Annotated in this window: 17 protein-coding genes; all 17 read right to left on the bottom strand. The window is 38.7% G+C overall.

Features of this window, described 5'->3' with window-relative positions; genetic code table 11:
* Positions 1–780: a hypothetical protein gene (locus tag AB3217_RS03945; RefSeq protein WP_057783856.1), complete on the bottom strand. Its 780-nt coding sequence runs from the start codon at positions 778–780 to the stop codon at positions 1–3.
* The gene (locus AB3217_RS03940; protein ID WP_068808089.1) at positions 777–1,643 is read right to left on the bottom strand and encodes an ABC transporter ATP-binding protein; all 867 of its coding nucleotides are present in this window, start codon (positions 1,641–1,643) and stop codon (positions 777–779) included. The genes AB3217_RS03945 and AB3217_RS03940 overlap by 4 nt, the downstream gene beginning before the upstream one ends.
* Entirely contained in the window at positions 1,633–2,010 is a 378-nt protein-coding gene (locus AB3217_RS03935) for a GntR family transcriptional regulator (RefSeq protein ID WP_057783852.1), read from the bottom strand. The genes AB3217_RS03940 and AB3217_RS03935 overlap by 11 nt, the downstream gene beginning before the upstream one ends.
* Before the next feature lie 12 nt (positions 2,011–2,022).
* Positions 2,023–3,822 (bottom strand): FtsX-like permease family protein, encoded by a 1,800-nt coding sequence (locus tag AB3217_RS03930; protein WP_367365702.1) that lies wholly within the window; start codon positions 3,820–3,822, stop codon positions 2,023–2,025.
* Positions 3,812–4,594 (bottom strand): ABC transporter ATP-binding protein, encoded by a 783-nt coding sequence (locus AB3217_RS03925; RefSeq protein ID WP_057783848.1) that lies wholly within the window; start codon positions 4,592–4,594, stop codon positions 3,812–3,814. The genes AB3217_RS03930 and AB3217_RS03925 overlap by 11 nt, the downstream gene beginning before the upstream one ends.
* 146 nt (positions 4,595–4,740) lie before the next feature.
* Positions 4,741–5,655, bottom strand: a complete 915-nt coding sequence (locus AB3217_RS03920; RefSeq protein WP_057783846.1) for an L-lactate dehydrogenase — start codon at positions 5,653–5,655, stop codon at positions 4,741–4,743.
* Positions 5,656–5,771: 116 nt separating this feature from the next.
* Positions 5,772–6,605, bottom strand: a complete 834-nt coding sequence (locus AB3217_RS03915) for a MetQ/NlpA family ABC transporter substrate-binding protein (protein ID WP_068808094.1) — start codon at positions 6,603–6,605, stop codon at positions 5,772–5,774.
* A 19-nt stretch (positions 6,606–6,624) separates the two neighbouring features.
* Positions 6,625–7,311 (bottom strand): methionine ABC transporter permease, encoded by a 687-nt coding sequence (locus tag AB3217_RS03910; protein WP_057783842.1) that lies wholly within the window; start codon positions 7,309–7,311, stop codon positions 6,625–6,627.
* Positions 7,301–8,338, bottom strand: a complete 1,038-nt coding sequence (locus tag AB3217_RS03905; RefSeq protein ID WP_068808097.1) for a methionine ABC transporter ATP-binding protein — start codon at positions 8,336–8,338, stop codon at positions 7,301–7,303. Before AB3217_RS03905 ends, AB3217_RS03910 begins: the two co-directional genes overlap by 11 nt.
* Before the next feature lie 363 nt (positions 8,339–8,701).
* Positions 8,702–9,904, bottom strand: coding sequence for an FtsW/RodA/SpoVE family cell cycle protein (locus AB3217_RS03900; RefSeq protein WP_367365701.1), 1,203 nt, complete (start codon positions 9,902–9,904; stop codon positions 8,702–8,704).
* A gap of 33 nt (positions 9,905–9,937) precedes the next feature.
* Positions 9,938–10,156, bottom strand: coding sequence for a DUF2969 domain-containing protein (locus AB3217_RS03895; RefSeq protein WP_068808100.1), 219 nt, complete (start codon positions 10,154–10,156; stop codon positions 9,938–9,940).
* A gap of 17 nt (positions 10,157–10,173) precedes the next feature.
* Positions 10,174–10,434, bottom strand: a complete 261-nt coding sequence (gene yidD, locus AB3217_RS03890; RefSeq protein WP_057783834.1) for a membrane protein insertion efficiency factor YidD — start codon at positions 10,432–10,434, stop codon at positions 10,174–10,176.
* A 185-nt stretch (positions 10,435–10,619) separates the two neighbouring features.
* Complete coding sequence (gene murA / locus AB3217_RS03885) at positions 10,620–11,909, bottom strand: UDP-N-acetylglucosamine 1-carboxyvinyltransferase (protein ID WP_068808101.1); 1,290 nt, start codon at positions 11,907–11,909, stop codon at positions 10,620–10,622.
* 14 nt (positions 11,910–11,923) lie between these two features.
* Complete coding sequence (locus AB3217_RS03880; RefSeq protein ID WP_068808102.1) at positions 11,924–12,157, bottom strand: DUF1146 family protein; 234 nt, start codon at positions 12,155–12,157, stop codon at positions 11,924–11,926.
* A gap of 141 nt (positions 12,158–12,298) precedes the next feature.
* Positions 12,299–12,724, bottom strand: a complete 426-nt coding sequence (locus AB3217_RS03875) for a F0F1 ATP synthase subunit epsilon (protein WP_057783828.1) — start codon at positions 12,722–12,724, stop codon at positions 12,299–12,301.
* Positions 12,725–12,737: 13 nt separating this feature from the next.
* Positions 12,738–14,150, bottom strand: coding sequence for a F0F1 ATP synthase subunit beta (gene atpD / locus AB3217_RS03870; RefSeq protein ID WP_057783826.1), 1,413 nt, complete (start codon positions 14,148–14,150; stop codon positions 12,738–12,740).
* A 26-nt stretch (positions 14,151–14,176) separates the two neighbouring features.
* On the bottom strand, positions 14,177–15,124 hold the full coding sequence (locus AB3217_RS03865; protein WP_068808103.1) for a F0F1 ATP synthase subunit gamma: 948 nt from the start codon (positions 15,122–15,124) through the stop codon (positions 14,177–14,179).
* Positions 15,125–15,159 lie beyond the last annotated feature (35 nt).

Below are 15,159 nucleotides of genomic sequence, written 5' to 3'. Positions count from 1 at the left end.
TTACTGATTTTTTAAGACAATATGTTGTTGAATCCAGTAATTAATGATCGTACCCAAAATAATCATAATCGCCATAAATCCAACCGGGTGGAATGGATTCCATTCCCCTTCGTTAGTTGTTTCTGTATAACCGACCACAAATTTGATAAAATTCATCGTCCAATCTAAATTCATGCCAGTATGGAACTGCATTAAAAAACGAACTAACACGACAAGCCCAATGGGGATGGCAATCCACAACATGCGCCGGGTTCGCTTCTTCAGGAGTGCCGATAAACTTCCAAAAAACATACCCAAAACAGCAAAACTCCAAAGTAATAACCATTCATAAAGAATTTGAGCTGGAATATTCCAAAAACTATGAAAACCCAGGAACTGACCAAAAAGTTGGTTATAAAAAGTATTATCAACATTTCCAACGTTTGGTAAAATCACCGCATAATAATAACAATAATTGATTACGCTCATCAATAAACTAAGCAGCGCGGTCACCCAAATGGTTGCTTTCCAAACTGTTCGACGAGAAATACCATTTTGGATATAAAACTTAAATGGTCCATAAACTCGATATGATGAGATTACTAAAAACAGAATCGAAATAAATGGTAATAAATTATTTTTCAATAAATTATGAATTGAAATACCATCAAGGCTTCCCGTGAATAGCAACGCAAAAACAATCGGTAACAGGAAAATAAACAAAAAGGTTAGAATATAAGTGTACCCCAGACCCTTTAAATAGTATCCAAATTTATTCTTAAAAATCATTTTAGTTTTCATTTAGATCCCCCCTCGCCACTTGTTAAATGAATGAAGAGTTTTTGCAGATCCATTCGTGAAATTTGAATTGTATCCGGAATCTCTCGATCATCATTCAGGTTGCCAAACACATAGTTACCTTTGAGATTTCCAAGTGATTCCGTTCCAATCACGTTTAATCCCACTGTGTACTGATCAACGGTTTCTCCAGGGCCAGTGATCACATATGCCTGTGACAACATATGGTCCACATCATCATCAACTAAGATTTTGCCGTTTTCTATCACAAAAACATGCTCAATCATATTAGCAATCTCTTCAATTATATGAGTAGAAATCACAAAAGTTCGGGGATGACTACTATATGTATCCAAAAGTTCTTTATAAAACAACTCACGATGATTAGCGTCAAGACCAAGAATAGGTTCATCTAAAAAAACGTAATCAACAGGTAAACAAAGGGCAATAATTAATTTAAAGATCGTGCGATAACCTGTTGAAAGTTGACCAAATCTTTGTTTCGGATTTAACTCAAATGCCTCACACAAGTGTTTTGCGTATGCCTCATTGAAACCGCCATACATATTTTTTGAAGATTTAAATAAATCTTGTAAACGGGCCCTTTTTGGATAAAGATTAACCTCACTCATCAAATAGATATTGCCTAACAATTCATCATGCTCGTGTGTTGGAATACCATCAATGGTCACCGAACCACCATTTGCAAAAATGCGGTCGGTAATAATATTTAATAATGTACTTTTGCCAGCACCGTTTCTGCCCAGCAGACCGTATATTCGATTTGGCTCAATCTCCAGACTGATATTTTGCAAAATTTGCTTCCGACCAAATTTTTTGGCAACTTCCGTAACCTTAATCCCCATTTGTTTGAAACCCCCTTTTGATAAGTTGAATCAATTCCGTTTCTGATAACTTTAAATTTTTAGCTTCTGCCACAATTTTTTTTACATAATCCTCAAAAAAGTCATTTTGCCGTTTTTCCAGTATTAACTGATAGGCCCCTTTTTTCACAAACATTCCTAAACCACGCCGTTTTTCCACCAATTTTTCAGTGACAAGGATATTCATGCCCTTCAAAACTGTCGCGGGGTTAATATGAAATTCACGAGACATTTCGGTTGTTGAGGGGACCTGCGTTTCTTCTTTAAAAGCACCTGTAAAAATTCCTTCTTCAATTTGATTAGCTACCTGTAAATAAATGGGTTCTTGCCCACTAAAATCAAATTGCATATGATCACCACCTCAAGACTGCATGTTTATACTTGGAACCACTAATTTTTCATAAATAAACAATGTAATTAAATAATACCCCAAATACAACAGTAAGAAAATCACAAAGGGGGTCTGTAAATGAACATACGGATCACCCATCAACGGAACAAACATCTTCAAGCCAAACAGGACGTGAATAATTCCTAATATCCCTGGCAACAAAAACAGTGCGCCTAATTCACGGCGAATTGAACGCCGAATTAAATTTTGTCGCGTTCCTAATCGGTTTAACATATAATAGCGCTGTCTATCCGGTTGGACACCCGATAAAATTTTAAACATTAAACAGCTTGCCAACATTGTCAAAAACTCCAATCCTAAGAAGAAGCCCACAAATTCTAATCCACCAAACATGACATTGGCCACTTGGTACAGTGGATAAGCCCCGCCTAACTGTTGAATCGACATGTGGCCAGGAAATTGATTGGTTTGATTTTCTGCAATTTGTTTCAAAACACCTGCATTTTTAGCTAATCCGGTTGTCTTCAGTAAAGTTAATTGTGATGGCTTACCCTGAATTTTCAGAAAATTACGGTGAGACACAACTCTGATCTGTCTTAAAGTGTAATTTGCTTGCAGACTCAAAAATTGCTCTTGCACCCGTGAACTAGACCTCAGTTGCTCACTAGTAGCTAGTTTGAAGACAACGGCATCAGCCTTAACGCGACTCACTTGAAAAGGTGTTTCTTGAAACTCCATTTGGTCAAAATAGGCAGTTGTGCCAACAATTTTTCGCTTATAAGTCACTTGCTTTATTAAATCTAATTTTTGAATTAATTGTTTAGTTTTCGCAGTTTGCTTATAAACAACCAAGTCATAAGCTGAACTACCGCTTGCCATACTTGGGATTAAACGATGATAGCCCATTCCAACCGTAATTGCTCCTAAGGCTAAGGCAAAAAGGATACTTACGACGGCTAGAATTCTGGTATAATCTCGAATGCGAAAGTTTAACTGGCCTAATGTAAAGCTATTTAAGCCCTTACCTGCCAAGCGTGAGCGTTTCAATCCCGTAATCAAAATTTGAAAAAGTGCATGATACAAAAAATACGTGCCCAATACGATTGTGACCAGTGCAATTGGAATTGAGAGAAGTTGCAAAGTCTCAATAGCCGCCATTGCCCAGTAACCACCGGCTATTAAAACTAAACCTAATCCACCTTCAGCGTAACGCCAGGCCGTTAACTTGATTGGTTTATCTGCCACCGTATCAGCATGGAGCAATTTTAACACCGGTCGATGTAGCAACTTGTGCTGATTAATTAACGAAGCCATAAAAAAGATCACAATAAAGAACGCAAAAGTCACAAGCAAAGCCATGGTATTCCAGGCAGTAAAATGGGCAACTTCAACGCCCAACTCGTGCATTAATGATTGAGATAATCCTTTTGTAAGCCCAACACCGACTACAACACCCAAGACTGTGGAAATTGCCCCAATCAATAACGTTTCTAAAAAAATTAAGAAACCAAGTCGTGATTTTTTCCCGCCTAACATGATGAACAAACCATAATCATGTTCTCTCATATTCATTAGGAATGAATTAGCATACACGATATAAACGAGGGTAATAATTCCAAGGAGCACAGAACCAAATTGAAAAACAAACGTCGCTAACCCAAGTGAAATATTTCCCTTGATGAAGGCTTGATTAGTGGCGATTGCTTCAAACATATAAAAAATTGCGCTTGAAATAATCAATCCAGAAAAAAGCACCAAATAGTCCCGCCAACGATCCTTAACACTTATAAAGGCTAATTTAAATAACATCGACATCTTCCCCCTGATCATTAAAGGTGCCAAGTTTATTCAAAATTGTTTGGTAAAACTCAGTTCGCGTTTGACTGCCAGCTTCAAGTTGTTCACCAATTTGGCCATCCTTAATGAACAAAATGCGTTCACAGTAACTAGCTGAAAACGGATCATGGGTTACCATTAATATAGAAACTTGTTCTTCATCATTAACTTGTTTCAAAGTTTCCAAAAGTTCTCGGGCATTTTGGGAATCCAAAGCTCCGGTTGGTTCATCGGCAAATAAAATTTGTGGTCGTGAGATTAATCCCCTCGCGGCCGCAACCCGTTGCTTTTGACCACCAGATATTTCTACCGGATATTTATCAAGTAGCTGATTGATCCCCAACTGACTAGCAATTTGATGGACAAGTTCGTTAGTTTTCCGCTTTTTAACGCCCTGCAAAGTCAATGGTAATCCAATATTTTCTGCATTCGATAAACTTTCCAAGAGATTAAAATCCTGAAAAATAAAGCCAATCTTTTTAGCCCGAAAATCCGAAACGGCATTTCCTTTCAACTGTGTCACATCTTGACCTGCAATAAAGACGTTACCTGCCGTTGGTTGATCCATCGTTGCTAAAATATTCAGCAATGTCGTTTTTCCTGAACCCGAAGCCCCCATAATGCCTACGAATTCACCTTTTTTTACATTAAAATTGACGTTTTGTAAAGCAGTGTACTGTTTTTCATTTTTCTTTCCATACACTTTTGTCACGCTTTGAACATCAATAACCGTTTGTTCTTTCACAGTTGCTTCCTCCATATCGGTAAATTGGTTAATTACTTATGTAACTAACTATACTTGGAAAGTATTTTTCTGTCAAGTACAAAAAAGCTTTTAAACACTTTCAACCTGTTTGGCTGTAAATGTTTAAAAGCTTTAAAATTCAAAGATTAGTTTAACTTGGCTACCCGATCATGAATCATTTCCGCAGACTTAGCGAACTTTACAGTTTCTTCGTCTGTCAAAGGTAAGTCAACCACAGACTCAATTCCGTTCTTGCCCACAATCGCTGGTAAACCAACGTAAGTACTATATTTTTCACTATAACCAGACACCGGACAAACTAAACGAGCATCCGACAAAACTGCTTGTCCCAAACTGACACCACAAGTCGCAATTGCAGCTGAAGTGAATCCTTTACCGGAAGCAACTTCCCAAGCACCTTGTTTAGCGGCATCAGCTAATTGATCAAAATCGAAGTCTTTAGCTTCAGGTAAATCCTGAATAGCTTCACCTTTTACACGAACACTTGACCATGCCACAAATTGGCTATTTCCATGCTCACCCAAAACATAACCTTCTACGCTGCGGGGATTTACATTTAATTTTTCACCAACAACACGTTGCATCCGCGCGGTATCCAAGAAAGTTCCCGTTCCAAACACTCTTTGCTTTGAAAACCCAGTCAACTTCTGCAAATAACTGGTAACCGCATCACAAGGATTCATAATGTCGATAATCACACCCTTAAATCCAGATGCCACAATTTTAGGGGCGATTTCTTTGACAACCGCTGAAGTGATCTTGAACTCTGCAAAACGATCGCCACTGTTAGTTGAAACTGCGATATCTCCAGCTGAGATATATAAAATATCAACATCCTTCAAATTGTCGTAATTTTGAGTTGTGATTTGGGTAGTTGTATTCAATCGTGCTTGGGCATCCTGCAGGTCTAACTGCTCAGCACGTGACTTTTTCTGATCTTTATCAATAAGTACTAGTGAATCAGCAATTCCCTTTGTAACCAAAGTATATGCAACTGTACGGCCAACGTTCCCTAAACCAATAATTCCAAATTTTCTCATTTTAACACCCTTTTCTCGTTATTAACTTAATCCTACCCATTTTCTGAAAGATGGTCAATACATAAAAAGCCATTGAAATTCAGAACTTCAACGGCCATTTACATATCAAAATTCGATTATTTAACTGGTTTTACAGGTAAAATAGCACCCTTGTAATGTTTCTTGATCCAAGATTGCGTACTCTTTGATTGAAGAGCTTTAACCAATTTCTTGATGGCTTTGTTGTTCTTCTCACTTGGACGAATTGCAATGATATTTTTGTATGGTGAATTAGATTTTTCAATTGCCACAGATTGTGTAATTGGATTCAAACCAGATTGAACCGCATAGTTAGCATTAATCACAACCGCGTCACCTTCGCCGTTTTTGTACAATTGAGGCATCAGTTTCGGCTCATAACTATGTTTAAATTGAATATGTTTTGGATTACTTGCAATATCATTAAACGTTGCACTTGTGATATCCACACCCTTTTTGATCGTAATCAAACCGGCATCCTTAAAGATCGTCAAAATTCGACCATAATCTGGTGCATTATTACTTACCAAAACAGTCGCATTCTTTGGTAAATTTTTGAGATTTTTATACTTCTTAGAGAATACAGAAATTGGTTCCAAGTGAACGGCACCGGCATCAATTAAATTACCTTTGTTTTTCTTATTCCATTGATTCAAAAATGGAATGTGTTGGAAGTAGTTCGCATCAATATCACCGTTAGCTAAAGCTTTATTAGGAAGAACGTAATCTTGAAAGACTTTAATCTTTAAATTAACCCCTTCTTTTTTCAACTCAGGTTGGACATGTTTTAAAATTTGAGCATGTGGCACTGCAGATGCCCCAACTGTAATGGTTGTTGTTTTGGAACTGGTGCTTGATTTCTTACCACAAGACACCAATAAAAGTGCTGTTGCTGCGACTGCTAAAAAGCCAAAAATTTTATTCTTCTTCATATTCAAACTCCTCCTCAAATTAAAGTACTCGTTTATCAACTTTTCGGGTTGCGAAATCCCCGAGAAATTGGAAAGCAAAAACAATGATCACAATAATGACTGTGGCAACTAAAGTCACCGTATTATTACTACTCTCAAATCCTTCTTGATAGGCCAAATTTCCCAGCCCACCGGCACCAATTGCACCGGCCATAGCTGTATAACCAATCAAAGAAATCGTTGTAACCGTAATTCCCGAAATCAACGCTGGCAAACTTTCTGGTAATAAAACCTTCGTAATAATCTGCCATTGACTGGCTCCCATTGCATTTGAAGCCTCAAGCACACCCCGATCAATTTCATGAAACGCTAATTCAACCATTCGACCATAAAACGGAGCTGCGGAAATAATTAAGGATGGTAACGCCGCAACTGGGCCAATGATCGTTCCCACGACATTCTTAGTAAATGGCAACAACAAAACGATTAAAATGATAAATGGAATAGATCGAAACACATTGACAAAAAGCGCAACAATCCAGTTAATAATGCGGACAACTAAATTAGTACTTCCACTGGTTTCAAACAATAATAATCCAATAAAGTATCCCAAGATCGCAACGGCTACAATCGAAACGATGGTCATCCAAATGGTCTCCCAAGTTGCGCTCCACATTTGATTCCAGTCAACTGTGTTAAATTCAAAGTAACCTGTACTACCTCCCATGTTCGATCACCTCCGTTTCGACACGCATAGTCTTCAGATAGTCTAAAGCCCCGTTAATATCCCCTTCATCACCAATCAACTGTAAGAAAAGTGAACCAATTGCGCCCTCATGGGTTTGATGGATATTTCCTTCAATAATGCTGATTCGGATCTTAGAAAATTTATGAATAATTTCCGAAACAATTGGTAAATTGGCTTGATTACCATGAAAGGTCAATTGAATAATTTTGCCATTTGGATATTCCTTTAGCAACTGTTCTACAACCACATTGGTATCTTCCGGCGACGGAGCAGCCTCTGAGTAAACAAATCGTTTTGTAATTGGTTGTTGTGGATGCTTAAAAACGTCCAAAACTTGACCAGACTCAATGATCTTACCACCATCCAAAACGGCAACATGCTCGCAAATCTTTCGAATCACATGCATTTCATGAGTAATTAAAATAATCGTAATTCCTAATCGCTTATTGATATCCATCAATAGGTCCAATACTTCATCGGTAGTTTGTGGATCAAGTGCACTGGTAGCCTCATCAGAAAGCAAAATTTCTGGATCGTTTGCCAAGGCTCTCGCCACACCAACTCGTTGTTTTTGACCACCGGATAATTCAGAGGGATAGGCATCTTCTTTACCTTCCAAACCAACCAATTTGATTAACTCTTCTGCCTTCTTTTGACGATCGGCTTTTGAAATCTTGGCAATTTCAAGGGGAAACTCAATATTCTTACGAACAGTTCGAGACCACAATAGATTAAAATGTTGAAAAATCATTCCAATTTTGTGGCGCTTTTTTCTTAATGCATTGCGATCCAGCTCTGAGATCTTAGTGCCATTCACCTCAACCACACCTGTCGTTGGAGTTTCTAGACCATTCAGCATTCTGATCAAAGTCGTCTTACCAGCACCAGAATACCCAACGATTCCAAATATTTCACCGTCTTCAATCTTCATGTTCACGTCTTTAATTGCTGTAACGTTACCTTTTTCTGTAGCGAAGGTCTTCGAAACATCCTTAAATTCTATCAAACGATCAACCTCCTCTTTCTTTTTAACCAAACAAAAAAGTCTTTCATCCCGTTGAAATAAATCAACTAGGACGAAAGACTTCTCTTCCGTGTTACCACCCAAATTCACTAACTTTTCACAAAGTCAGCCTTAACGAGTCAAACAACTCGGACGCTATAATGGGCGCACCCAGTACTTGCTTGCAGAACGCTCACAAATACCTCTTTTATCAAGACCATCTTCGATTGCACTTACTGTCCCATCTCACCAAAAGGAACTCTCTTAAAGTAGTAATCAACTTACTCATCTTGTTTTAATGTTTAGCTATTAAATGCAGTATACTCATTCAAATTGTGTCTGTCAACCACAAATATGAGTTTTTTATTAGAAATCTGTTTTTTGAAGCGTACTGTATGAATCGTGGTGAAACCGCATAGACATAATCAACCCAATTCCTATCATATTTCCAATAAGGGCTGATCCCCCTTGACTCACAAATGGGAGCGGAATTCCAGTTAAAGGCAACAAACCAATGTTCATTCCGATATTTTCGAAAACATGAAATAAAATCATCATGATTGTCCCTGTAGCAATATAAGCATAAAAAGCGTTCTTCGTATCAAAAGTGACACGAATCATTTGATACATCAAAAGCATGTATAACAGAACTAAAACCACACTGCCGATAAAACCAAAGTTTTCACCGATCACAGAGAAAATCATATCTGACTCTCGGACTGGCACATAGACATTCGAAACATTGAAACCTTTTCCGAATAGTTGTCCCGACCCAATTGCTTTAATACTCTGCCATAATTGATAACCTGAATTTGTCGTATCAGAAGATGGGTGTAGCCAGGTATCAATTCGGCTAAACTGATAGCTTTCAAATCCGACGTGAGACAAAAGACTACGTCCCCAATCACTCACTACCAACATCAATGTACTGCTAGCCAAAACCGTTGCCGTGACAAATGCAGGTACTAAAATTCGCCAAGTTACGCCTGAAACAATGACTAATCCAGCAAAAATAGCGATAAATACTAACATGGTTCCGAAGTCGTGCTGCAAAAGTAGTAAAACAGGAATTGGCAACGTCCATAAAATCATTTCGCCAATTAAACGCCAATCAGATCGCATGGTATGGCGCTTATGCTGGGCATTAAAATCCGTCAAAACTTTAGCCATCATCAAAATATAGGCCGGCTTCATAACTTCTGAAGGCTGAAAAGTGAATCCACGAAAGGCAAACCAACTCTTAGCCCCGGTACTTGCTGCATAACTTCTGCTGTAAAATATCAAAACTGCAACTAGTAAAAAAATACCAAACCAGTAAGCATACGGCGCTATCTTCCAAAGTTGTTCGGAATCAAACTGCATGATGACAACAACCGCAGCAACCCCTAATACATACCACACTAACTGCGAAGCTACTTGATGGATCACGCTTACACTGCCCGTATCATGTGCCGCAGCAACATAAATCGAGACAAGTCCAATTAAGGCTAACATTAACACCGAAAAAATTATTCCATAATCAATGCGAGAATCGCCTTCCCGTCTTCTAACTCGTGAATCGTTATTCAAACTAAAGATCCTTCCTTAACTTAAAACTGCGCTTTATTGATGAAGATTGTATTCTTGCAAAAGCCATTCAACAGCATCATCCGTGGATTTAGCTGTAAAGTCTCCGCCCCCAATTAGATGAGTCGCAAATTCTTTATCCTGTGGTGTGATTTCGCCGATTAAATTTTTAGCAATAAAAAGTTGTTGAATCGTTTGCCCACCAACTTCTTTTTCTTCAATTTGTACCTTAACACTTTGCTGTTTCTTAGACATAATTTCCTCCATACAGGTTAATTTAATATTTTTTCATCAGGATGCGGATTACGTTTCAAAGTAAAATAATCCGGCACCGGATCATAACCACCCTTAACAAACGGATTACAGCGTAAAATACGCGCAGTCCCCATTAAGGTACCTTTCAGTGCCCCGTGCTTCTTAAGGGCTCCCAACATATAATTAGAGCATGTCGGATAATACCGACAACTTGGTGGAAAAAGTGGTGATATAAACTTTTGATATCCACGTACTAGCATCAAAAAGAATTTTTTCAATTGTGTCCACCTCTCAAAAATATCCAATCTAACAGCCTATTATAGCACACCCTAAATTCTCTCTAAAGCCCGAATCTAGCTGATATTAACCTGTAAAATGAATAGAAACGACGGTCAACTAAGTAACGCCTTCCACCTCACGTTATTAATCGACCGTCATTGATTTTTTATTTTTTATCAAAAAATTAATTTTTGACCGTTAAAGTTGTATTCGTACCAGAGACACGTTTAATTTGAGCACCTAAAGCACTCAACTTACCATGAAAGTTGTAGTAACCTCGATCTAAATACTTCAAATTAGTGACCTGTGTATACCCCTTTGCCACTAAACCTGCAATAACCAAGGCCGCACCAGCTCTCAAATCCGTAGCAGCCACTTCAGCACCATTAAAATCAGTTGGGCCATTCATAATGACGGAAGAACCTTCCACTCTATACTGGGCATTCATTCGACGTAATTCCTCTAAATGCATAAACCGATTTTCAAACACAGTTTCAGTTAGTGTACTTGTGCCTTGTGCCAATAACTGCAATACCGACATTTGGGGTTGCATATCCGTCGGGAACCCAGGATGCGGTAATGTTTTAATCGAAACCGGCAATAGTTTTTTAGGCCCAACGATACGAATCCCCTCATCTTTTTCAAAGATATGGACACCCATTTCACGCATTTTAGAAATTAATGGTTTGTTGTGTTCTGAAATTGCATCTTGAATTAAGACATCCCCCTGGGTAGCAGCCGCCGCCACCATGAAAGTACCGGCTTCAATCCGATCCTGAACAACAGCATGGCTTGTTCCGTGCAATTGATGCACACCAATAATTCGGATTGTTTCCGTTCCTGCTCCAGTGACATGGGCGCCCATTTTATTTAAGATCATGGCCAAGTCAACAATTTCTGGCTCGCAAGCGGCATTTTCAATGATTGTGTTTCCATGCGCCAATGTTGCCGCCATCATAATATTTTGAGTTGCGCCTACACTTGGAAAGTCTAAATAGATGTTAGTCCCGATTAATTTTCTTGCACTAGCTTCTATGTATCCATCATGCTGCGTAATATGAGCTCCCAGTGCTGCCAGTCCTTTTAAATGTAAATCAACTGGTCGAGAACCGATTGCACAACCACCAGGCATTGCCACCTTGGCATGTCCAGTTCTTGCTAGTAACGGACCCATTACAACGATTGAAGCTCTCATTTTAGACACATACTCAAATGGGGCTTCGGTAGAGACTTTCTTAGTTGCGTCCATCCGAATCTCATGTTGGGCTTCATCAAACTCAACATCGACATTCAAAAAACGCAACACGTTATTCATCGTATAAACATCAGATAAAATTGGTACATTACTTAACTCAACTTGACCTTCACTAGCTAAAATTCCTGCTGCCAAAATCGGCAGAACAGCATTTTTGGCGCCTTCAATCTTGACTACACCTTTGAGTCGATTGCCGCCCTTAACAATAATCTTATCCACGAGCGAAACCTCCACTATTTTAGTAAGTAACTTAAATTTCTAATATTATTAATTAATTCGAGAAAGAATGAGCCACCCATGTACCCTAGACCAATTGACAGTAAAACAATCAATGTTTTAAATTGGTTTGGATCAGAAACATGTAAAATACGCTCCAGATGGATACCTTGAATCGCCCAAAAAGAAATGAAAATAAAAAAGAAGTAACAAATTAACGTTAATAAAGCTTGAATTCCCAATAAATTCATAAAATCCTCTTCAATCTATTATTTATTACAATAGTATCATATCCATACTAAAAATACGCGTTTAACTCTCATTTTAATAAATTAATAATCATAAAAAAAGAGCTCCACAACCAAACGGTTATGAAACTCTTTAAATGTGAATTAATGTTTTGCAACATTAATTCGATTAATTGCACGACGTAATGAAATCTGTGCACGACGTAACTCAGAGTTGTCATGAGCATCTTGAGCTTTTCGAATAGTTTCTTGAGCTCGTTGACGCGCATTTTCAGCACGATTTACATCAATATCAGATTCATTTTCTGCAGTATCAGCAACGATTGTGGCTGTATTATCCGAAAACTCTACAAAGCCACCATTGACCGCAACTGCATCTTCTCTTTTACCAGAATCATCATGTTTGATTCGCACTTCATCAATCGATAGTGACGCAATAATAGGGACATGGTTAGGCATAATTCCAAGCTGGCCAGCTTGTGTCTTTACTACCAGCATGCTGGAAGTTCCATCATAAACTTGACCATCAGGAGTCACGATACTAACGGTTAATACTGATTTATCAGCCAATTAGAATTCCCCCTTATTTACTTGCAGCACTAGTTAACTTCTTCGCCTTTTCAACAACTTCATCAATATTCCCGACCTGACGGAAAGCATCTTCAGGTAAATCATCGTACTTACCTTCAAGAATTTCTTTGAAACCTTTTACTGTTTCTTCAACAGGAACATAAGAACCTGGTTGACCAGTAAACTGTTCCGCAACTGAGAAGTTTTGTGATAGGAAGAATTGGATTCGACGAGCACGAGCGACAATCGTTTTTTCTTCGTCAGATAATTCATCCATTCCTAAAATAGAAATGATATCTTGCAACTCACGATAGCGTTGCAACACATGCTGAACATCTGTTGCCACTTTGTAATGTTCCTCACCAACGACAGATGGATCCAACGCACTTGAAGTAGAAGCCAACGGATCAACAGCGGGATAAATTCCTTGTTGCGTTAAGCTACGTTCCAAGTTAGTTGTGGCATCCAAATGGGCGAAGGTTGTGGCAGGGGCGGGATCAGTATAATCATCGGCAGGCACATAAACGGCCTGAATCGAAGTAATTGATCCCTTCTTGGTTGAAGTAATTCGTTCCTGCAACTGACCCATTTCAGTGGCCAGTGTTGGTTGATAACCAACGGCAGAAGGAATACGACCAAGCAATGCGGATACTTCAGAACCGGCCTGTGTGAATCGGAAAATGTTATCGATAAACAATAACACATCTTGTCCTTCAACATCACGGAAATATTCCGCCAATGTTAAACCAGTCAAAGCAACCCGCATACGTGCACCAGGCGGCTCGTTCATCTGACCATACACCATGGCAGTCTTTTCAAGAACACCCGATGCCTTCATTTCAAAATACAAGTCATTTCCTTCACGAGTACGTTCACCAACACCCGTAAATACAGAAATACCATTGTGTTCTTGTGCAATATTATGAATTAATTCCTGAATTAAAACAGTTTTACCAACACCGGCACCACCGAATAGTCCAACCTTGCCACCACGGATATATGGAGCCAGCAAATCAATAACTTTAATTCCTGTTTCCAAAATTTCCATACTAGGGTTTAGGTCATCATACTTAGGTGGATCCCGATGAATAGGATTACGTTTTACTTCGGGTCCAAATTTTTCACCATTATCAATTGTTTCTCCAAGGACGTTGAAAACCCGACCTAATGTTTTATCACCAACTGGAACTGTGATTGAAGAACCAGTATCTTCAACTTCCAATCCACGTTGTAAACCATCAGTACCATCCATAGCAATTGTTCGCACAACGCCGTCTCCAAGTTCAAGAGCGACTTCAGCAACCAAAATACTGCCGTCTGGTTTCTTGACGTTTAAAGCATTATTAATATCAGGTAAATTACCATCCAGAGGAAATTCAACATCAACAACAGGTCCGATAACTTGGACAACTTTACCAGTACTCATTATTAGTTAATTCCTCCCATCTAAATTTATTCTTGTGCAGCCTGACCACCGGTAATTTCGGTGATTTCAGTGGTAATCGCACTTTGTCGTGCACGGTTATATTGCAATTGAAGCGATGAAATTAAATCTTTAGCATTGTCAGAAGCAGTTTGCATAGCTGTCGAACTTGAAGCATGCTCAGCGGTCTTAGCATCCAGAATTGCACCATAAACAAGGCTTTCTGCATACTGAGGTAAAATAGCCTGTAGTAACGCAGCTTCTGAAGGCTCTGTCTCATATTCTGGCATTAATTCTTTTTTTCCCTGCTCTTTTTTCTCATCTTGACTTTTCACTAAAGCATCACTAATTGGCAACATTTTAATTGAATGAAATCTATTTGTTAAGCGATTTACAAAATGGTTGTAACAAACATAAAGTTCATCAAAAACTTGATTAGAGTACATTGACGTTGCAGTTTGAACGATTTCACGTACTTCGTTAAAAGTAGGAACATCACTCACACCACGAAATTCATAAGCCACGTTCATATCACGTGCTTTATAAAAGTCTGCGCCAGTTCCTCCGACAGCCAAAATAACACTGTCTTCGGCCGAATGACCTGTGGATTGAATGAAATCCTCAGTTTGTTTGAGGACCGAGCTATTATAGCTACCAACTAACCCACGATCAGATGTAATAACCAAGAACCCAACTTTTTTGACTGGTCGTTGTTTTAGCAAATCTGTTGCTGAAATGGTACTTTTCGTAGTGTCATCGCTTTTTTCACTTCCAGCTGCATTTTCACTAATTAAATGTGATTTTGCAAGGTGAGCCACAATACTTTCAACTTTTTCAGCATAAACGCGATACCCAAAAGTATGTTTTTGAATTTGATTCAGTTTTGCGGTCGAAACCATTTGCATCGCAGTGGTAATTTGACTGGTCTTCTTAGTGGAGTCAATTCGTCTGAGAACGTCTTGTTCTGAAGCTGCCATTTTTTCTCACCACTTTCTGTCAATTAAAGCATTGT

Source organism: Pediococcus parvulus (assembly GCF_964063155.1).
Classification (GTDB): Bacteria; Bacillota; Bacilli; order Lactobacillales; family Lactobacillaceae; genus Pediococcus; species Pediococcus parvulus.
The sequence above is the reverse complement of the archived record's forward strand: the minus strand, read 5'-3'. Positions and strand labels throughout refer to the sequence as shown.

Bases quoted from the DNA above. Each gene is read 5' to 3' on its own strand.
- AB3217_RS03945 (WP_057783856.1), bottom strand. From the start codon at position 780: ATGAAAACTAAAATGATTTTTAAGAATAAATTTGGATACTATTTAAAG.
- AB3217_RS03940 (WP_068808089.1), bottom strand. From the start codon at position 1,643: ATGGGGATTAAGGTTACGGAAGTTGCCAAAAAATTTGGTCGGAAGCAA.
- AB3217_RS03935 (WP_057783852.1), bottom strand. From the start codon at position 2,010: ATGCAATTTGATTTTAGTGGGCAAGAACCCATTTATTTACAGGTAGCT.
- AB3217_RS03930 (WP_367365702.1), bottom strand. From the start codon at position 3,822: ATGTTATTTAAATTAGCCTTTATAAGTGTTAAGGATCGTTGGCGGGAC.
- AB3217_RS03920 (WP_057783846.1), bottom strand. From the start codon at position 5,655: ATGAGAAAATTTGGAATTATTGGTTTAGGGAACGTTGGCCGTACAGTT.
- AB3217_RS03915 (WP_068808094.1), bottom strand. From the start codon at position 6,605: ATGAAGAAGAATAAAATTTTTGGCTTTTTAGCAGTCGCAGCAACAGCA.
- AB3217_RS03910 (WP_057783842.1), bottom strand. From the start codon at position 7,311: ATGGGAGGTAGTACAGGTTACTTTGAATTTAACACAGTTGACTGGAAT.
- AB3217_RS03895 (WP_068808100.1), bottom strand. From the start codon at position 10,156: ATGTCTAAGAAACAGCAAAGTGTTAAGGTACAAATTGAAGAAAAAGAA.
- AB3217_RS03880 (WP_068808102.1), bottom strand. From the start codon at position 12,157: ATGAATTTATTGGGAATTCAAGCTTTATTAACGTTAATTTGTTACTTC.
- atpD (WP_057783826.1), bottom strand. From the start codon at position 14,150: ATGAGTACTGGTAAAGTTGTCCAAGTTATCGGACCTGTTGTTGATGTT.
- AB3217_RS03865 (WP_068808103.1), bottom strand. From the start codon at position 15,124: ATGGCAGCTTCAGAACAAGACGTTCTCAGACGAATTGACTCCACTAAG.